This is a genomic window from Pedobacter sp. GW460-11-11-14-TSB4, assembly GCF_059423705.1.
In genome coordinates this window covers 93,387-112,460 of record NZ_JBWKYI010000017.1, presented here as the reverse complement: position 1 = coordinate 112,460, position 19,074 = coordinate 93,387, and the positions used below count along the sequence as shown (strand labels likewise).

Below are 19,074 nucleotides of genomic sequence, written 5' to 3'. Positions count from 1 at the left end.
TTAATAATGAGCTTTTAATAGTGCGTTCATGTCTTTTGATGTTTGTTCCTGGCCGGACAGTTTTTTGGATTAAAATTTGATTAGAAGTTGTCAAAAAACAGAAAGTATTTCTAATTTTTTGGCAATTTTTTCAGAATTAATGCCTTAAAATTCGTGGGATGTTTAAAATCATCCTAAATTTGTAACTCCTTTAAGCTAAGATGACAAAAAAGAAAAAGACAGTTGGTAAAACTGACGCTGATGTAATTTTAATAGGGGCTGGCATCATGAGTGCAACCCTGGGTGTTTTGTTAAAACAATTAGAACCCAATTTAAGCATAGAAATTTACGAACGTTTAGATATTGCGGCGGCAGAAAGCTCTGATGCCTGGAATAATGCCGGAACGGGACACTCTGCTTTTTGCGAATTAAACTATACACCCGAAAAGAAGGATGGTACAGTTGAAATAAAAAAAGCGGTTCAGATTGCAGAACATTTTGAGGTTTCTAAGCAGTTCTGGTCATATTTAGTGAACAAGGGATTGGTTTCAGATCCTTGTAATTTTATTCGCAATATTCCTCACATGAGTTTTGTTTGGGGAAAAAAGAATGTAGAATATCTTAAAAAACGCTACGACGCATTAACCCAATGCGATTTGTTTAGCGATATGCAATATACCGAAGATACCGAGTTGGTCAAAAACTGGGCACCTTTGATTATGGATGGCCGTAAAAAAAGCGAAAAAGTTGCGGCTACTAAAATGGATTTAGGTACCGATGTTAACTTTGGTACGTTAACCCGCGACATGTTTAACAACTTAAAGGAACAAAGTAACGTTAATCTGTATTTCAACCACGAAATCCGCGACCTTAAAAAGAATAAAGACGGCAACTGGATTGTAAAAGTTAAGGATTTAGAAAGCGGAGACAAACGCAAACGTGTAGCTAAGTTTGTATTTATCGGTGCAGGTGGTGGTTCTTTGCCACTACTGGAAAAATCAGACATTCCTGAAGGAAAAGGTTTTGGCGGTTTCCCTGTAAGCGGACAATGGTTAAAATGTACCAACGAAGAAATTATTAAAAAACACCATGCTAAGGTGTATGGAAAAGCGGCTGTTGGTGCCCCACCAATGTCGGTTCCACACCTGGATACCAGAATGATTAATGGTAAGCAGGCGCTATTGTTTGGCCCTTATGCTGGTTTCTCTACCAAATTCCTTAAAAATGGTTCATTCTTAGATTTACCAAAATCGATAAAATTTAATAATATCCGCCCGATGCTGTCGGCAGGATTGCATAACCTTGATTTAACAAAGTATCTGATTGAGCAGGTTAGGCAGTCGCCGGAAGACAGATTGGAAGCATTGAAAGAATATTTACCAACTGCCGAGCTTAAAGATTGGGAACTGGAATATGCAGGTCAGCGTGTGCAGGTAATTAAAAAAGACGAAAAACAAGGTGGTATTTTAGAATTTGGAACAGAGGTGGTAAGTGCCGCCGATGGTTCTATTGCAGCTTTGCTGGGTGCATCTCCCGGAGCTTCAACAGCCGTTTCTATTATGCTCGATTTATTAAACCGTTGTTTTGCTGATGATTTGGCTACTGAAGAATGGCAGGCCAAAATTAAGGAGATGATTCCTACTTATGGAAAATCGCTTGCGCAGGATGCAGATCTTTGCAAAGAAACCAGAAACAGAACCTCAAAAGTGTTAAAAATAGAAAATGTTGTAGTTGCTTAATTGCAACCACAATAAGAATATACAAGGTCCCGACATAAATCGGGACCTTTTTTGTTTTGGCATTTCCATGGTATGTGTTCTTACAGACCGTAATGGGATCGGGTATTAATCATTTACATCACCAAACGTTCCTACGGAACGAACACAAATAACAAATGTTATTTGCTACCTACCATTCGTCCCGAAGGGACGGCTGATGGATAAGGTGTGAAAACGAGTTTTCTCGTTCCACCGGAATGTTTGATGCTTTGTTCGAAGGCATTGTTTTCATAAACCTGCATCCTTGCGCTGAGCCAAGAGATCGAAAGTCAATAATAATCACTTCCCGTTGCATTATGGACGGCTGATGGATAAGATGTGGAAACGAGTTTTCTCGTTCCACCGGAATGTTTGATGCTTTGTTCGAAGGCATTGTTTTCATAAACCTGCCATCCTTGCGCTGAGCCAAGAGATCGAAAGTTAATAATAATCCCGTTCCGTTAGGAACGTTTCATGGGTAACAAGGTGGTAAAATGTTTTTTTTCGTTCCGTAGGAACGTTTGGTGTTTTTCTCTTCACAGGCTTTACCTTAATAAACCTGATGGGAACGGCAGCTCCCGGTTTTTTCAACCGGGACTATAGTGCACAGCAGGACTACAGTAGCCGATAGCAAACTGGACATTGCTTTTCAAAAAGAAATAAAATTATTTTTAAACTTGAGCCCTTAAAATAAAAAAAAGCGCCTAAAAATGTTTTTAAGCGCTTTAAACCCTGAAATAAATCCGATTGCTATCAGATCAGGATGATTTCTCTTATTGTATTTAATTAAGCAGCAATCACTTCTGCAACTTCATCAGCGGAAATATCACTATGTGAGGCTTCCAATACACAATCGCCATCTTTAATCAATAAAATCTGTGGCGATTGATGTGCTACCTGAAAAACTTCGGCAATCTGGTTCGAAATATCACGGTAGCTAATTAAATCTAAAAAGTAAAGTTTTGTATCTGCCGGAATAATGTCCCAGTCAAATTCGAAATTCTTTTTAGCCATTAAACTAATGGAGCAACGTGTGCTGTGTTTAAAAATAAGACTAAAACCGCTTGCATTTTTGATTTCATCAAGCTGTTCCATTGAAGTTAAGTTAACCCAAGTCATGCTATTATAAGTATTGTTTACAGGACAACAATTGCAGTTAAATAAAGTTCTGCAAATGACCTGAATATGAGATTACAAATAAGGTAGATTAATTCCTTCTGCGTTTTCCTTCCGGGTAAGATCCATAAGCAGGACAAAGTTTAGAAGAACAAGATTCTAATATGGTAATGGTGCAAAACACCGCCAATAGTAAGATGGCTACTTTTTTCATCCGTATATATTTGTTATTTCAATGGTGATGAAGCGATCATGTTAGTCATGATGGTTTCATCGGATCTGATAATTTTTAAACTTCTAAGTTACAAATAATTATTAAAACGCAAGTTTAAATTTGAGCTGAAAAATCAGCCATTTTAATGGCCGTAATGGCTGCTTCATCGCCTTTGTTGCCATGTTTGCCGCCAGCACGATCTTGCGCCTGCTCCAGGTTATTGGTGGTTAAAACCCCGAAAATAACCGGTTTACTGTATTTAATGCCAACATTGGTTACCCCTTGAGCTACTGCATCGCAAATAAAATCGAAATGTTTGGTGTCGCCCTGAATTACGCAACCTAAACAGATTACCGCATCGATATCATTTCTTTTGCTCAATAAAATTTCTGCACCACCTGTTAATTCGAAACTTCCTGGCACGGGTAAAGAAATTATATTTTCCTCCTTAACCCCATTGGCTAAAAGCGTTTTTAATGCACCATTGTATAAAGCGCCGGTAATTTCGGCATTCCACTCGGCTACAATAATCCCGAATTTATACTTTGCTCCACTCGGAACGGTGGTATGAGAGAAATCAGATAGATTTTTTAATTGTGTTGACATGGGGCAAAGATAATGTTATGCTGCGAATGTTAAAAACGTTAATGTTTGCGGCTTGTAACATTTAATGTATTAATAATTAGATTCGTAAATAATCACTTAAAATATTAATCTTTTATGGAATTTTAGTATTTGCCCCATCTCTATTAAAACTCAACGTTATTTTATGAACCCATCTTTACGCTTTTCCGCTTTATTGCTTTTTATCATTTGGTTTTCATTCGAGGCGGCAGCACAGCACCAGTATACCCAGGCAGATTTTTATCGGATTGATTCTATCGCCAACCAGGGCAAACCCAAGGATGCGCTGGCTTTGATTGAAAAAATAAATCAACAGGCACGCCAGGAGCGTAATACCCCATTGCTGATTAAATCGGTTATTTATAGGATGATGTTTCAGGGTTATTTGGTAGAGAATGCCTTTGATAAAATCCTGATTAATCTTCGTGAAGACATTAGCACGGCCAAACAGCCCGAAAAAAGTATTTTACAATCTCTTTTAGCCGAAACCTATTGGAATTATTTGCAGCAAAACAGGTGGCAAATTAGCCAGCGTACATCGGTGCAGGGCGATATTGGTGATGATATTAAAACCTGGAATATTAAAAAACTGAGCGATGAAACCGTAAAATACTATCTCTTATCGTTAAAGGAAGTTCAACTTTTGCAACAAACTAAAGTTGATGTTTTGGACGCTGTTTTAGCAGGTGATCAAAACAACCGGGTTTTCAGGCCTACCTTATACGATCTATTGGCACACCGGGCCATCGAAGTTTTTAGCAACTCACAAATTAACATCACTCAACATGATGATGAACTGTTTGATGCGGACAATATAACTTGGTTTGGCGATAGACAGCATTTTCTTACCGCTGAATTGCCCTCAGACAGCACTTCGTTTAAACTGCAGAATCTGTTGTTGTTTAGAAACCTGATCACATTTCATCAGGGCAACAATAATTTATCGGCATTGGCCGATGTTGATTTAAAACGTTTAAAGTTTGTACAGCAAAATTTCGGAGGCGATAACCAGGAATTGTATTACAATGCATTAAGCGCGTTAGCAGAACAAAGCATTCAAACGGAAGTTTATGCTGACATTTTATATGAACAGGCCAATATGCGGAAAAATGCAGGTTTACCAATTGATACCAATAAACAGCACCTGATTAAAGCGATAGCCTTAGCTGAAAAAGCCGTTAAGGCTTACCCAAAAAGTATCGGTGCACAAAACGCCAGAAATTTAATACAGCAAATAGAGAGCAGTGAATTATCAACTAAAACCAAAGGATATGTTTTGCCTGATAAACCAATCCAGCTGCACCTATCGTATAAAAATGCAGATACCATACAGTTTAGGTTATTTAAAACCCCTGAGTCTCAATTTGAGTACGAGCAATTTAAAAACAAGGCAGATTTTTTGACTTTTTTCAATAAAAATAAAATAATCAAACAATGGACTGTAATTACGCCAAAAACAGGCGACTACCAAGGCCATACTTTAATTGATAAAATAGAGGGTTTGCCATTTGGTGCTTATACCTTAATTGCCCAAACCATTAACCGGAAACAAAAAGATAGCGTTTATAGCAACGTTAACTTTAAGGTTACGGGAATAGCGGTGATTAACAGGCGAAATATTGAAAAACAAGAATATTTTGTGAATCAGCTTAGCGATGGAGCCCCTCTAAAAAATGTTAAAATTCAACAACGGAGATACGATTACAATACACGGAAATTTATTGAGGGTGATTTAATTACGACGAACGACAAAGGTTATGCGAGTACAAACGAAACGGACAGGAATGTGTCTTCCGTAGTGGTTACCCACGGAAAAGATGAATTGAAACTCAACATCAATAATTACAATGGCTATCAGGATGATGAGGATAAAGAGCGCGTGATTCTTTTTACCGACAGGCCGATATATCGCCCTGGCCAAACCATTTATTACAAAGGCCTCTATATGAAATTTGAAAAGGGCAAAAATAAAATTGAGGTAAATAAGGAACTGGAGGTTATTTTAAATGATACGAATGGAAAAGAAATAGCAACAGCTAAGGTTACCAGTAACGATTACGGGACTTTCCAGGGCTCGTTTAGTATCCCAATGGGAAAGCTTAACGGCAATATGCAGATCGAAACTGATTATGGAAGTATTTATGTACAGGTTGAGGAATATAAACGCCCGACTTTTGAGGTTGTTTTTGATAAACCTATTCAAAAATACAAGTTAAACGATAGTATTAAAGTAGAAGGTAGGGCCAGTGCTTTTTCGGGATATTCAATAAACAATGCGAAAATAAATTATAAGGTTTTCCGCAAGGCAATCTACGATTATCGGTTAAACTATGCACAGCGTATTGCTGTTTATGGTTCAGGTAGTTTCGATAGGAAGCAAATTGCCATTGGTAAAACAAGTACCAAAGCAGGTGGTAAGTTTGATATCACCTTTTTTGCAAAAGCGACTGATACCAAACAAAATTATAGCTACGATATTGAAATTGAGGTAACGGATTTGAACGGCGAAACCCGAACAAAAAGTACCAGCATTAATGTCGGACAAAAAGATATTAACCTTAATATCAGTACCGAACAGGTTATTTATACCAGCAATAAAACAGATAGCATCGCGTTTTGGGTAAGCAATTTAAATAACGAACCTATAAAAGCCAACATCCAGGCAAAATGGAGTTTATTGCAGTCGCCATCCAGGTTGATGAATAAAAGCCCTTTTTATGCGGAGGGTTATACCATGAATAAAGATGAGTTTATCAAAAATTTTCCTGATGAAGATTATAACAACGAACTCGAAGTGGCTAAGTGGCCGGTAAAATCGGTAGAACTGAAACAAAACCTATCGATTATTGATGGTCGTGGGAACTTAACCTTTAGTCAAAAGAACCTAAAACCAGGTTACTATAAAATAAGCCTGCTGGCTGTAAATGAGCAGAAGGATACCATTAAAGTCGACAAGTATTTAGTGGTTTATAACGACCAGCCTGCTGTAATACAATCGAATGTCGAATGGATTTCGCCTGAATTAAATGTAATTAAACCAACTGAAAGTGCTGTTTTTCGCCTGGCTGGTTTGGCCAATAACAGTAAAGCTTATTATGAAGTTTATTACCGGGACAGCATTGCCGAAAAGGTGTGGGTCGATTTATCTCCTAAACAAAACATCGTTAAAATTAAGCCAAAGACAAATTACGAAGATGGTTTCGCGGTACAGTTTACCATGATACATCAGGGTATGGTTTACAATTCGATGCAGCAGGTTAAAATTATTGACCCTGAAAAAGAATTGAATATTAAGTTTTTAACTTTTAGAGATAAACTGCAACCTGGCGAAAAAGAAAGCTGGAAACTGCAGATCAGTAATAAAAATGGTGAAAAGCAGATGGCCGAAATGGTGGCTACGCTTTACGATGCAAGTTTAGATGATCTGAAAAGAATGGATTGGAATACGCATTTACAAACAGGTTTTAACTACTATTATTACAACTGGAATTATAATGCCAACGATATCACAAATCAAAGTTATTTATGGTTTTTAAGACCTAACCGGAATTATGCAGTGGTTACACGGGCTTATGAGAACCTTAATTTATTCGGTTACAATTATTATGGCGGCTACAACTATAGTTACCACAATTACATAAACAATTTGAAAAGACCCAAAAAAAGAGGTCTGTCTCCTGAGGCTGTTGAGAAATTAGCGGAGTTGGCCAATGGCAAATTAACCTATGGTGTGGTATTCGACAGTTATGGTGAAATATTGCCGGGTGTACAGGTAAAATCTGGCAAAAAGGTAAGCACTACCAATGTTTTGGGGATTTATACTATTGATGCTAAAGCAGGAGAGACATTGAGTTTTGCTTATTTAGGTTTTAAGGGCCATTCTATAAAAATAGGCGATAAAAAGCGGATTGATGTAACCCTGAAAGAAGATGGAAATGCTTTGAATGAAGTGGTTGTTGTAGGTTCTGCCGTACAGCAAAAGAAAATGTTGGCGGGATCTGTTACTCAACTTGCTAGTGCGCCTTTAGAGGGTAAAGTAGCAGGTTTAAATATCCAAAACAATACTGGTGTACCAGGTGCAAGAGGTAGTGTCATGATTAGAGGAATAAGCAACATTAATGTTTCAGGAACGACTAACCAGGGTAATAATTTAAGCGAAGTGTTGGTTGGCGGAAAAATAAAAACCAGTAACATCACAGCCCGTACCAATTTTAATGAACTGGCGTTTTTCTATCCACAATTGTTAACCAATGCCAAAGGCGAAATTAAAATTGAATTTACCATACCGCAAAGTTTAACCCGATATAAGATGATGGGCTTTGCACACACCAAAGATTTAAAAACCGCCTACATCACCAATGAATTGGTTACGCAAAAACAGTTAGCCATTGCCATCAATGCCCCACGTTTTTTTAGGGAAGGAGATACTATTCTATTAAGTGCCAAACTGAATAATCTGGCAGGCAAAAAACTCATTGGCAATGCCAGTTTAGAACTTACTGATGCCTTAACGGCAAAACCCATCCGGATTTTTGGAGCAAACGAAAAAACAGAAAAAACTTTCGAAGTTGATGATGCAGGCAATACCGTTTTAAAATGGACATTAATTATCCCATCAGGCCTTAGTGCCATTACTTATAAAGTTTTAGCCCAAAGCGGCAAATTTAGCGATGGGGAGGAAAATACCATTCCGGTTTTGGCAAATGCCATGCTGGTTACAGAAAGTATGCCTATAAATGTGCGTGGTAACACGAGTAAAACTTTCGATTTTGAGAAACTGGAGAAATCAGGAGCATCAAAAACCTTACGGAACCAAAGTTTAACTTTCGAGTTTACTTCAAATCCAATTTGGTATGCCGTACAGGCCTTACCCTATTTAATGGAATACCCTTATGAGTGTGCTGAACAAACGTTTAGCCGGTTTTACGCCAATAGTTTTGCAACGGGTATCATTAATTCATCACCAAAAATTAAAACTGTTTTTGAGCAATGGCAAAATACCAATAACGGCGAGGCACTTTTATCTAACCTGGAAAAAAATCAAGCGTTTAAATCAATTTTGTTAGAAGAAACACCATGGGTACGCCAAGCGGATAACGAAAACGAACGTAAAAAACGTTTGGCTGTGCTTTTCGATTTAAACAGAATGACTTACGAATTGAAGGACAATTTCGAAAAGCTGGAGAAAATGCAATTTAATAACGGGGCTTTTCCATGGTTTAATGGTATGCAGGAAGATCGATACATTACCCAACACATCGTTTTGGGGATGGGGCAGCTAAAAAAACTAAAACTGATCGACGAAAAAGCTTATCCAAATTTTAATGCCATGTTAAATAAAGCCATTATTTATTCTGACGGGCGATTGGTAAAAGACTATAAGGATGAAGTTGAAGGCAAACGTTTTGGATACTTGCCGCTCCACTACCTTTTTGCCAGAAGTTATACCAATCAAAAGAATACAACTGCCGATTTTACCAAAGCCAAAGATTTTTACCTTAAAAAATTAGCTGCCACCTGGAAAACCCTTGATACCTATCAGTTGGCTCAGGCTGCCCTGGTTTTAAATAGAAATGGTAATCATGGGGAAGCAAAGAAGATCATTACATTGTTAAATCAAACTGCCCAGCAGAATGATGAAATGGGTATGTACTGGGCTACGAATAGAGCCGGCTGGTGGTGGTACCAAAGTCCGGTTGAAACACAAGCCTTATTGATTGAGGCATTTGACGAAGTGGCTAATGATACCAAAGCGGTAGAAGAAATGAAAATCTGGCTGCTGAAAAACAAACAAACCAATGATTGGCAAACAACCAAAGCTACTGCCGCCGCCTGTTATGCATTGTTAATGAAAGGTACCGATCTGTTAAGTGAAAGTAATGCGCCTGAAATTATGATCGGAAATCAAAAACTAGCCGATTTACAGGAGCCAAACGCCACAAAAGAAGCCGGAACAGGTTATCAAAAGGTAAGCATTGCAGGTACTGACGTAAAACCAGAGATGGGTAAAGTACAGGTTAAAAATAACAACCAAACAATTGCCTGGGGAGCACTTTACTGGCAGTATTTTGAGCAATTGGATAAAATAACCACGGCCAGTACTGGTATTAAGATCAAAAAGCAGTTGTTTATTCAAAAAACCAGCACTAAAGGAGATGTTTTAACGCCATTAACAGCAACAAATATTTTAGCGCCGGGCGATTTATTAAAGGTGCGCATAGAGATTTATTGTGATCGAAATATGGAATATCTTCATTTGAAAGATATGCGGTCATCGGGTTTTGAACCTGTAAATGTCATCTCACGCTACAAATATCAGGATGGATTGGGTTATTATGAAAGTACAAAAGATGCTTCCACTAATTTCTTCATCAGTTATATGCCAAAAGGAACCTATGTATTCGAGTATCCGTTGCGGGTTACACATGCCGGGAATTTTTCGAATGGAATTACCAGCTTGCAAAGTATGTATGCGCCAGAGTTTACCACCCACTCCGCAGGAATAAGGGTAAATGTAAAACCCTAGTATATTGCCATCACCCTGACCTGTAGCGCAGTGGAAAGCTACGCAGTGGCCCGAGCTTTAAGCGAGCTCACCGAAGGTAATTTATTTCAGGGTCTAAATGAACAAAGTGCAAGTGGTTATATCATAAAATAGATTTGTCACCCTGAGCTTGTCGAAGAACCTGCCCAAATCTTTAAGGTGTTTCGGCAGGCTCATCATGACATCATCTGAGCTGAATCGCCTTTATGATGTAACTTTTTAAATCGAATTAAGTAAGTTTAATATTGATATACGTTGCACCAATAGGAATAATTTTTTCTCCGATCCAAATTTGGCTGCGGTCGAATTTGGATATTTTATTTTTAGCGACAATAAATGCCCGGTGACAGCGGATGAAATCTGCTTTTGGCAACAGTTCAGCCAAATCGTTAATGGTAATCCTCGAGCTTAAAAGTTTGTCTTTGAGTTGTATCTGGGTATAGTTGCCAGAGGCCTCCACGTAAAGAATTTCACCTAACTCCACCTTAATTTGTTCGTAGCCATCTTTTATAAAAATGTATTCCGTTTTTGTTTCCTGCTTCTGGTTGCGCAGGTTAAACAACTCTTGTGCTTTATTGCAGGCTTTTAAGAAACGCGAAAGAGAAAAGGGTTTTAACAGGTAGTCGACAGCATCGAGTTCAAAACTTTGTACTGCATGTTCCGTATAAGCAGTGGTAAAAATAACCATGGGCGGTTTGCTCAAACTTTTTAAAAAATCGATACCGCTGATATCTGGCATTTTGATATCCAGAAAAATGAGGTCAACCTTGTTATGCTGGAGGTAACTGATGGCCGCAAAAGCATCCGTAAAAGTTTGCTGTAAGGTTACAAATGGAACTTTTGAGGCATGCGACTTTATAATCTCTAATGCAATCGGTTCATCATCTATAGCAATGGCAATCATTTTGAGTTTGTTCTTTTCTTTACGTTTTTTTCTTTTTGTGATGCTAACAAAGGAAGCATTTCCAAAGTAACATGCAATCGTCATCTCGACTGAAGTGAAATGAAATGGAGAGATCTGCTAATATAGATTTCTCCGCTTCGTTGCACTGCGCTCGAATGACGACATCTCAAGATCAATAATAGGGATTTTTACAAACAAATTTCTGGTTAGGCCAATATTCGTTTATCAATTGTTCTCTTGGGGAACTTATCGCCTTAATCCAACTGCAAAGTTAAATGAACAAAAAACTCGTTAGCACTTTCGCGGATAATTAATTCGTGTTTTCCGTAATACAGCAATGATAAGCGTTGTTTAACATTTTCAAGTCCGATACCACTTTTTAATTTCTCAGGGTCGTTATCTGCCTTAATGTAAATGCTATTGCTTACATCAAAATATAAGGTTTTTTCTTTGGTTTGCAAGGTAATCTTGATGTACGAAGGTTGTTGCAAGCTGATACCGTGTTTAAATGCATTTTCGATAAATGGAATCAGCAACATCGGCGTAATCTGCAGGTTATTTAGCTGTTCTTCGATATGGGTATCAATCCTGATTTCTGCAGAGCGGGAGGTGCGGAGCTTTTGTAAATCGATATAATTATTCAGGTATTCTACCTCGCGGGTTAACGAAATTTTGTCCTGTGTATTTTCGTGGAGCATAAAACGCATCATATCGCCCAGTTTTTGGATGCCTTCGCCTGTTCTTTCTGCATTTTCCTGCAAAGCTGTTCCAAATAATGTATTTAAAGCATTGAACAGGAAGTGCGGGTTGATTTGCGATTTTAAGAAATTGAGGTTCGCATCCGATTTACCCAACTCCGTTTTAAGCATCTGGATTTCGCTGAGTTTTTCAAATTTATGCTTGTAAATGTACCAGGCAGACGGCGTGGTAATGCACATTAAACATATGGCATTTAAAATTAAGGCAATGGGTACAGCTTCGCCGTTGCGCATAAAAGGAATGAGTATCATCATCAGCAGCAGTGAAATGATAATGGTTAAACCTACATTTCCCCAAAAATACCGGCCAAAACCTTTAAAATTCTTTCTGAGATTTGGAATGATGTAATAAATAGCACAAAAGGCAAAGAAAATATTTACGGGTGGTACAATGAGCCAGATAATTAATATTTCGTGATCGATCTTTAATGAAAGTATTGCGGCAAATACCATGAGCGAAATCAACCAGACTCTAGTTGAAATAAAAATTTCTGGAATGATGTTGTTATTATAATGCTTTAAAAAGGGAATTCTTTTGAGTAATTCTAAACCCCGCTCATTAAAATATGCGTAGGCATTAAAAAGCAGATAGAGAAAAAAGATATAGGTAAAGGCCTCTCCAAAAAAGATACCATAAGCGTTATCCATGTTATCATATTCTAACAATCGGTAAGCTTGAGAATAAGTATTAAAAACCATCCATGCTACAACAGAAAACGATGTAACTAAAATGGTAAGAATAAGATTGAGTGCGATATTTTTTCTGTTTGCCAGCTGAGGCATGAAGCAAAAATTGAACAATAAAAAGCTGACATATAATATGCTGATCTTAAATACTTCGGGTACAAAGAAATTTGATATTACACTATAAACAATTTGGCTTTCTTCAAAACGATAAGAATTACCCCTGCTGTAAACGGTAGAGGAACAAATACTGATCAATGCCAGGATATATAGCGTTGTGGAGATCCAAAACTCAAGCTGGTTGATGTTTTTGGTTTTTGTTGCGGATGGGTTACCTGAAAGAATTACCATAGTGTTTTGTTTATGCCACAATTTTACGAAGAGAATTTACATCGGTAATTAAAATGTGATGGATGAGCTTAAAAATGTGACGAACGAATAAGATTTTTAGAATTGTGGGATTTTAGAGTTGTCAACTTTCATAGCCCCCTCGCTAAAATGTTGACAACGCTTGGATAATGTGTACAGGTGTTCTCATCACTGGAGTTAATGATTACTATTAGAGGTTGTATCATAAATATAGATTTGTCATCCTGAGCCTGTTGAAGGTTTCATTTCATTTAAATACGCTATAAGGTGTTTCGGCAGGCTCAACAAGACAGCATCTCAGTTGAAATCGCCTTTTTGATACGCTCCACAATAAAAACAACGATCTTCAAAATATTAAGTATAAAGCTAAACAGTTTATTAACTTTGCTTCTTGCGTTCAACACTCATTCAAAATTCAATAATTTATATGACCGTTTACGGAATTCCAAATTGCAATACAGTTAAAAAATCGCTCGATTGGTTAAAAGCACATCAGGTTGATTTTGAATTTCACGATTTCAAGAAAAAAGGCATTACCACAGAAAAGCTAAATGAATGGTGTAATACCTTCGGTTGGGAAACCGTATTAAACCGAAAAGGTTTAACCTGGAAAAAACTAACTAAAGAGGAGCAGGCTAAAATTGATAACCAGGATTCGGCAATTGCTTACTTAAAAGAAAATACCAGTGCCATAAAACGCCCGATTATCGAGCAAAACAGCAAAGCCATATTAATTGGGTTTGATGATGACAATTATTTAAAAACACTCGCCTGATTCGATTGTTCTAATGTTAAAGTTTGTTAAATGCAGCTTTTAAATGTCGAACTAAGTTACTTTTGAGTATGTACAAACTGATCATTTTTCTATTGCTTGCCTTACCTATTGGCGTTTTTGCACAAACGGTAACTACAGGTACAGTTTTCGATTATTCGAAAAAAACGCTTTCTCTGCCTGGTGTTACCATCAGAAATCTGAACAGTAAAAAAACAACCAGTACAAACAAAGAAGGCAAGTACACTATAGGCGCCAATATTGGTGATCTGATTGAATTCTCAGCCATTGGTTATCATACCGATACTTTGTATCTAACCAATTTATTAAATAGAACAATTTATCTTCCGGTTAAAACGAATAGTTTAAAAGATGTCGATATTACAGCTGTAAGAATGAATAGTCAGGTTACAGATGCGAAGGATCCACTGGCCGAAAAATATACGCTATTGAGTACGGGCGGAAATCTAAACCGTAAACGCATGACCGATAAGGTTGGCGGCTTAAACTTAAACCTTGGCTATGGTAAATACAGAAGACAACAGCGAAAAGAGGCCGATTTAGAGGAAAAGGAAATGTATCTCGAAGAAATTGATGAGAACTTTACCGCAAAGGCCATTACAGATATGACCAAACTAGAGGGTGAAGAACTTAAAAACTTCATGATTATATATCGCCCTTCGGTAGAGGCAGTAAAGGCAGAAAGGCCATACCGTTATGCTTATTATATTTCACGCGCCTTTGTAGCCTGGAAAAAACTAACGCCACAGGAAAGAAAACTGCAGGATTTACCCAAATTGAAAGCGAATTAACAAAGACTCGTCACCCTGTCCCGAAACTTCTGGATCAAGGTCTATTACAGGAAAGATGCCGACCACATAGTAGCTACTAGATAATTACAAATACTATTTCTACTGTAAAATAAATTACCTTCGGTGAGCTCGCTTAAAGCTCGGTTTACTTCGAAGCTTTCCACTTCGTTACAGGCCAGCATGACGGCTCGCGTTAGGAAAGTCAATTATATTGATAAATAAGAATATGTATTGATCGAATTAAATTTTAAAAAAGCATTTTTAACTGTATTATAACCATTATTGGTAACATTCTAACCACATATAAATCCATATGTGGTTATTTTTTATCTTTACCGCCTGATTACAACCTTATTATTATCATGAAATTGACTAAACTAATCACTTTTTGTTTGGTTGGTTGCGCTTTTGCCTTTTCTGCATCGGCTCAACAAGCTACAACACCGGCACCAGCTAACAATTATAACCCTGCTGAAGCCTTTGGACCACTATTTTATACGCAAAACGGGAATGAATTCCGTTCTGCCATTGGTGCACCAGGACCAAAATATTGGCAAAACCGCGTTGATTATAACATTACAGCTAGTCTCGACGAAACCAAAAATACGGTTACTGGTACCGTTACCATTACTTACAAAAATAACAGTCCCGATAAATTGCCGTATTTATGGCTGCAATTAGATCAGAATACCTTTAAAGAAACTTCACGGGGTTATGCCATTACGCCGTCGAAAAGCCGTTATGGTGCCCAGGGCGAAAAATTTGATGGTGGTTATAAAATCCAGAACATCAGTGTTTCGCAAAAAGCTGCAGCAGTAAAATTTACTTCTCTGGTAGAAGATACACGTATGCAGATCCGTTTAGACCAGCCACTGGCCGCTAATGGCGATATTGTAACAGTTAAAATGGATTATTCTTTTGTTTTACCAAAAGAAGGATCAGACAGAACCGGACATTTAACTACAAAAAACGGTGAAATTTTTGCCGTGGCACAGTGGTTTCCACGCATGTGTGTGTATGATGATGTGATAGGATGGAATACTTTGCCATACTGGGGCGGTGGTGAGTTTTATTGCGAGTATGGCGATATTAACTTTGCCATCACTGCACCGGCAAGCCACATCGTAATGGGTTCAGGTGAATTATTAAATCCGGCCGAAGTCTTTACACCAGAGCAGTTACAAAGATGGAATGCAGCTAAAACCAGCGATGCTACTGTTCATATCCGGACCGAAGCAGAGGTTACCAACCCTCAGTCACGTCCGGCTAAAGACAAGCTAACATGGAAATTTAAAATCCTAAATGCACGCGATGCGGCCTGGGCCTCATCTAAATCTTTTGTGTTAGATGCCGCAAAAATTAATTTGCCAAGTGGTAAAAAAGCTTTAGCCGTTTCTGCACAACCAGTAGAAAGCAATGGTGAAGATGCCTATGGCCGTGGAGTAGAATATGTAAAATCAACCATTGAGCATTATTCTACAAAATGGTTCGAATATCCATATCCCATGGCTGTTAACGTGGCTACCAATGTTGGTGGTATGGAATATCCTGGCATTGTATTTTGTGGCTGGAAAGCTAAAAAAGGAAGTGCATGGGGCGTAATCGATCACGAATTTGGCCATACCTGGTTTCCTATGATTGTAGGTTCTAATGAACGTAAATATGGCTGGATGGATGAGGGCTTTAATACCTTTATCAATGGTATTTCTAAAAGTAGTTTTAATAAAGGCGAGTATGCTGCAGCGCCAACCGATATGAATAAAGTTGGTAAAACGAATATTGGAAACCCGGTTTATGAAAACATGATGTTAATGCCCGATGGTATGGCAGAGCGTAATATTGGTGTGAATTTATACTATAAACCAGGATGGGGCTTAGACATCTTGAGAAATCAGATTTTAGGTGAAGACCGTTTTGATTATGCTTTCCGTCAATACATTAAAAACTGGGCATTTAAACATCCAACACCTTTCGATTTCTTCCGTTCGATGGAGAATGGTGCGGGTGAAGATTTAGCCTGGTTTTGGAGAAGCTGGTGGTTAAACAACTGGAAAATGGACCAGGGTATTGCTGGTGTTGAAGCTGTTAAGCAAGATGATAAATTGGTGGGTTACGCGATTAAAGTAGTAAACCTGGAAAAAATGCCAATGCCAATCATCCTGCAGGTTAAAACCAAAAGCGGTAAAACAGAGATCGTAAAAGTTCCGGTTGATGTTTGGATGAAAAACGCAACCTGGTTGGTACGTTATCCAACTAGCGAAGAGATCGAATCAGTTACTTTAGATCCAAATAAAGTATTACCAGATTCGAATACAGATAATAATACCTGGACCGCTACAGGTAATTAGTTTAGCCTGGGCACCATAATTATAGCCTCCTGATTTTAAAAGATCAGGAGGTTTTTTATTGCAAACAACCGACGGTTTACTATTTCTTATCGAATAATTTAGCACCTGTTAAATTTACAGCAGATGGAAAAACCAAATTTAGAAATCACTAATCCCGAAGGTATATACGATCCCCGTCCGCATGGTTATTCTCATTTAGCCTCTGTTCCGGCCGAAAGCCTGCTGGTATTTGTTGCCGGCCAGGGTGGTAGCAGGATGGATGGTGTACTCAGTGCCGATTTTCGGACACAGGTAAGTATTGTATTCGAAAATATAGCTTTGGCTTTAAAAAGCAAAGGTTTAACCATGGCCAGTATAGCTAAGCTCACGACCCTGGTGGTAGATTATGATGAGGAGAAACACCATATCTTAATAGAAGAATCTACGAAAATATGGCCGGATCTGAAATTTCCGGTGAATACACTCATTCCTGTACAGCGATTAGCTTTAAACGGCATGCTGATTGAAATTGATGCCACAGCTATCGGCTAATTAAAAGACTCTAATATGGAAAAAGGAGAACGCAAAAACGTATATAAAGTTTACAATAAAATCGGAAAGTGGTTCGCCGAAAACCGCTATTCTTTTTTAGGGGAGAAAACCTATCTGGACGATTTACTTAAGCAACTGCCTCCAAATGCAAGTGTTTTAGATTTGGGCTGCGGTAGTGGAAAACCCATACTCGAATATCTGATCAGTCAAAATGTAAAAGTGCTGGGGGTTGATGCCAGTGAGCAGATGCTCGAAATGGCCAGACTAAATTTTCCCGGTACGCCGTTTATGCTGAAAGATATGCGTAAACTAGACCTGGATGAAAAATTCGATGCGATCATTGCCTGGCATAGTTTTTTTCACCTCCCGGCAGCCGATCAGCCTGGTATGTTCGGTATTTTTAGTCGCCATCTTAAACCAAACGGCGTTTTGTTGTTTACCTCAGGAACCGGTAGAGGAGAGGTTTGGGGACTGAACAATGGTGAAAACTTATTTCATGCTTCTTTAGGTATTGATGAATATCTGTCATTGCTTAAATCTAATCATTTTGAAGTGCTTGTCCATAAAATAAACGATCCTGTTTGTGGTGGCGCAAATGTTTGGATGGCACAATATAAACCCCGATAATTTTGCCTTAACTTTGCGGCATGGCCGAACAGCAAAAAAATAACCCTTTACACGGTATTACCTTAGAGAAAATTGTAACCGATCTGCAGGTGCACTATGGTTGGGAAAAACTGGGATCACTCATCAGGATCGATTGCTTTAATAATAACCAGACGATAAAATCGAGCTTGAAGTTTTTAAGAAGAATGCCCTGGGCACGTAAAAAAGTAGAGGAATTATACCTGGATACCTTTCATAAATGAGAATGAGTGAGTTTTGAATGAGTGAATATCCTAGCAATCAATTCCAGGATTTAACCATTCTCTAATTCGCTTATTCAATAATTTCCAGCCTCCTTGCAACCTTTATCTAAGCGCAGTCGTCATCTCGATCTAAACCCTATCAAATGAAAAATATTTCCTTTTGTTTTTTGTTCATGCTTATGCTGGGCAGTTGTTCGATTCAGACCATGACGACATTCTATTCCATGTCGAAAGGCAAATTAAATGTTCCTAAAAAAGAAAGTTACGAGGTTGTTTATCAGGCCAGCTTTGGCGATGGTTTAAAAGCAGATGTAACTTACTCCAATGAAAGTGGAAAAGAAACTGAGCTAAAAGAAGTAAATGGCGCCTGGGAAAAAAGCGTTACCTTAAAATCAGGAACCCACGTTCAGTTTACAACTTTTGCCATTGCTAAGACAAAATCTAAAGGTGAATATAAGATATGGGTTGACGGAAAGGTCGTTTCTGAGTATGTGCTGAGCGGAAAAAAGTTAAAGTATACTTACGCTTTCGACTTGCCTTAAATTCATAAAATCTTCATCTTGATTTTTGAGATTTAATAAACAAAATAACCAGGTTTATTCATCATTAATCAATTTGAAAATGAAAGCAATTAAAGTTTTAGTAATCGCATTAGTAGCCGCTTTTACCATTAATACCGTAAGCGCTCAAACCACTGTTCCGGCAAAAACAGGTACAGAAAAATCTCAGACTAAAAAAGGTCATAAAAAACATCATAAAAAGCACAAAAAAGTTGCTAAAGCTTAAAAATAGA

General features: G+C 38.0%; 15 protein-coding genes. 10 read left to right on the top strand and 5 right to left on the bottom strand.

Annotated features, from left to right (window positions below; translation table 11 throughout):
- Positions 1–200 precede the first annotated feature (200 nt).
- Positions 201–1,718 carry a malate:quinone oxidoreductase gene (locus AC07YT_RS16775; protein WP_086547777.1) on the top strand — a complete coding sequence of 506 codons (1,518 nt, stop codon included), beginning with the start codon at positions 201–203 and terminating at the stop codon, positions 1,716–1,718.
- Positions 1,719–2,522: 804 nt separating this feature from the next.
- On the opposite strand, the gene ytxJ is transcribed toward AC07YT_RS16775, so the two are convergent.
- The 3 genes from ytxJ to ribH form a co-directional block, all read right to left on the bottom strand.
- Positions 2,523–2,855: a bacillithiol system redox-active protein YtxJ gene (gene ytxJ, locus AC07YT_RS16770; RefSeq protein WP_086547776.1), complete on the bottom strand. Its 333-nt coding sequence runs from the start codon at positions 2,853–2,855 to the stop codon at positions 2,523–2,525.
- An 88-nt stretch (positions 2,856–2,943) separates the two neighbouring features.
- A complete protein-coding gene (locus AC07YT_RS16765; protein WP_255420130.1) occupies positions 2,944–3,066 on the bottom strand; it encodes a hypothetical protein in 123 nt (40 codons plus the stop codon).
- Between the two features lie 114 nt (positions 3,067–3,180).
- Positions 3,181–3,672 carry a 6,7-dimethyl-8-ribityllumazine synthase gene (gene ribH, locus AC07YT_RS16760; protein WP_086547775.1) on the bottom strand — a complete coding sequence of 164 codons (492 nt, stop codon included), beginning with the start codon at positions 3,670–3,672 and terminating at the stop codon, positions 3,181–3,183.
- A gap of 163 nt (positions 3,673–3,835) precedes the next feature.
- Between ribH and AC07YT_RS16755 the strand changes: the two genes are divergently transcribed.
- Positions 3,836–10,216 carry an alpha-2-macroglobulin family protein gene (locus AC07YT_RS16755; RefSeq protein ID WP_086547774.1) on the top strand — a complete coding sequence of 2,127 codons (6,381 nt, stop codon included), beginning with the start codon at positions 3,836–3,838 and terminating at the stop codon, positions 10,214–10,216.
- A gap of 247 nt (positions 10,217–10,463) precedes the next feature.
- On the opposite strand, the gene AC07YT_RS16750 is transcribed toward AC07YT_RS16755, so the two are convergent.
- Together AC07YT_RS16750 and AC07YT_RS16745 are read right to left on the bottom strand one after the other, a co-directional pair.
- A complete protein-coding gene (locus tag AC07YT_RS16750) occupies positions 10,464–11,222 on the bottom strand; it encodes a LytR/AlgR family response regulator transcription factor (protein ID WP_494945419.1) in 759 nt (252 codons plus the stop codon).
- Positions 11,223–11,392: 170 nt separating this feature from the next.
- Positions 11,393–12,931 (bottom strand): sensor histidine kinase, encoded by a 1,539-nt coding sequence (locus tag AC07YT_RS16745; protein ID WP_494945418.1) that lies wholly within the window; start codon positions 12,929–12,931, stop codon positions 11,393–11,395.
- 445 nt (positions 12,932–13,376) lie between these two features.
- On the opposite strand from AC07YT_RS16745, the gene AC07YT_RS16740 reads away from it, so the two are divergent.
- The 8 genes from AC07YT_RS16740 (at position 13,377) to AC07YT_RS16705 (ending at position 19,067) form a co-directional block, all read left to right on the top strand.
- A complete protein-coding gene (locus AC07YT_RS16740) occupies positions 13,377–13,724 on the top strand; it encodes a Spx/MgsR family RNA polymerase-binding regulatory protein (RefSeq protein ID WP_086547773.1) in 348 nt (115 codons plus the stop codon).
- Positions 13,725–13,792: 68 nt separating this feature from the next.
- Positions 13,793–14,533: a carboxypeptidase-like regulatory domain-containing protein gene (locus AC07YT_RS16735; RefSeq protein WP_086547772.1), complete on the top strand. Its 741-nt coding sequence runs from the start codon at positions 13,793–13,795 to the stop codon at positions 14,531–14,533.
- Between the two features lie 362 nt (positions 14,534–14,895).
- Positions 14,896–16,881, top strand: a complete 1,986-nt coding sequence (locus AC07YT_RS16730) for a M1 family metallopeptidase (protein ID WP_086547771.1) — start codon at positions 14,896–14,898, stop codon at positions 16,879–16,881.
- A 123-nt stretch (positions 16,882–17,004) separates the two neighbouring features.
- Entirely contained in the window at positions 17,005–17,412 is a 408-nt protein-coding gene (locus AC07YT_RS16725; RefSeq protein ID WP_086547770.1) for a RidA family protein, read from the top strand.
- A 15-nt stretch (positions 17,413–17,427) separates the two neighbouring features.
- Positions 17,428–18,039: a class I SAM-dependent methyltransferase gene (locus tag AC07YT_RS16720; RefSeq protein WP_086547769.1), complete on the top strand. Its 612-nt coding sequence runs from the start codon at positions 17,428–17,430 to the stop codon at positions 18,037–18,039.
- Positions 18,040–18,059: 20 nt separating this feature from the next.
- The gene (locus AC07YT_RS16715; RefSeq protein WP_055910152.1) at positions 18,060–18,281 is read left to right on the top strand and encodes a VF530 family protein; all 222 of its coding nucleotides are present in this window, start codon (positions 18,060–18,062) and stop codon (positions 18,279–18,281) included.
- Positions 18,282–18,424: 143 nt separating this feature from the next.
- Positions 18,425–18,823 carry a hypothetical protein gene (locus tag AC07YT_RS16710; RefSeq protein ID WP_145954274.1) on the top strand — a complete coding sequence of 133 codons (399 nt, stop codon included), beginning with the start codon at positions 18,425–18,427 and terminating at the stop codon, positions 18,821–18,823.
- 79 nt (positions 18,824–18,902) lie between these two features.
- Positions 18,903–19,067 (top strand): hypothetical protein, encoded by a 165-nt coding sequence (locus tag AC07YT_RS16705; RefSeq protein ID WP_494945417.1) that lies wholly within the window; start codon positions 18,903–18,905, stop codon positions 19,065–19,067.
- Positions 19,068–19,074 lie beyond the last annotated feature (7 nt).

What these genes read in the sequence shown, in the direction of transcription:
- AC07YT_RS16775 (WP_086547777.1), top strand. Translation starts at nt 201, where the DNA reads ATGACAAAAAAGAAAAAGACAGTTGGTAAAACTGACGCTGATGTAATT.
- ytxJ (WP_086547776.1), bottom strand. Translation starts at nt 2,855, where the DNA reads ATGACTTGGGTTAACTTAACTTCAATGGAACAGCTTGATGAAATCAAA.
- AC07YT_RS16765 (WP_255420130.1), bottom strand. Translation starts at nt 3,066, where the DNA reads ATGAAAAAAGTAGCCATCTTACTATTGGCGGTGTTTTGCACCATTACC.
- ribH (WP_086547775.1), bottom strand. Translation starts at nt 3,672, where the DNA reads ATGTCAACACAATTAAAAAATCTATCTGATTTCTCTCATACCACCGTT.
- AC07YT_RS16755 (WP_086547774.1), top strand. Translation starts at nt 3,836, where the DNA reads ATGAACCCATCTTTACGCTTTTCCGCTTTATTGCTTTTTATCATTTGG.
- AC07YT_RS16750 (WP_494945419.1), bottom strand. Translation starts at nt 11,222, where the DNA reads ATGACGATTGCATGTTACTTTGGAAATGCTTCCTTTGTTAGCATCACA.
- AC07YT_RS16745 (WP_494945418.1), bottom strand. Translation starts at nt 12,931, where the DNA reads ATGGTAATTCTTTCAGGTAACCCATCCGCAACAAAAACCAAAAACATC.
- AC07YT_RS16740 (WP_086547773.1), top strand. Translation starts at nt 13,377, where the DNA reads ATGACCGTTTACGGAATTCCAAATTGCAATACAGTTAAAAAATCGCTC.
- AC07YT_RS16735 (WP_086547772.1), top strand. Translation starts at nt 13,793, where the DNA reads ATGTACAAACTGATCATTTTTCTATTGCTTGCCTTACCTATTGGCGTT.
- AC07YT_RS16730 (WP_086547771.1), top strand. Translation starts at nt 14,896, where the DNA reads ATGAAATTGACTAAACTAATCACTTTTTGTTTGGTTGGTTGCGCTTTT.
- AC07YT_RS16725 (WP_086547770.1), top strand. Translation starts at nt 17,005, where the DNA reads ATGGAAAAACCAAATTTAGAAATCACTAATCCCGAAGGTATATACGAT.
- AC07YT_RS16720 (WP_086547769.1), top strand. Translation starts at nt 17,428, where the DNA reads ATGGAAAAAGGAGAACGCAAAAACGTATATAAAGTTTACAATAAAATC.
- AC07YT_RS16715 (WP_055910152.1), top strand. Translation starts at nt 18,060, where the DNA reads ATGGCCGAACAGCAAAAAAATAACCCTTTACACGGTATTACCTTAGAG.
- AC07YT_RS16710 (WP_145954274.1), top strand. Translation starts at nt 18,425, where the DNA reads ATGAAAAATATTTCCTTTTGTTTTTTGTTCATGCTTATGCTGGGCAGT.
- AC07YT_RS16705 (WP_494945417.1), top strand. Translation starts at nt 18,903, where the DNA reads ATGAAAGCAATTAAAGTTTTAGTAATCGCATTAGTAGCCGCTTTTACC.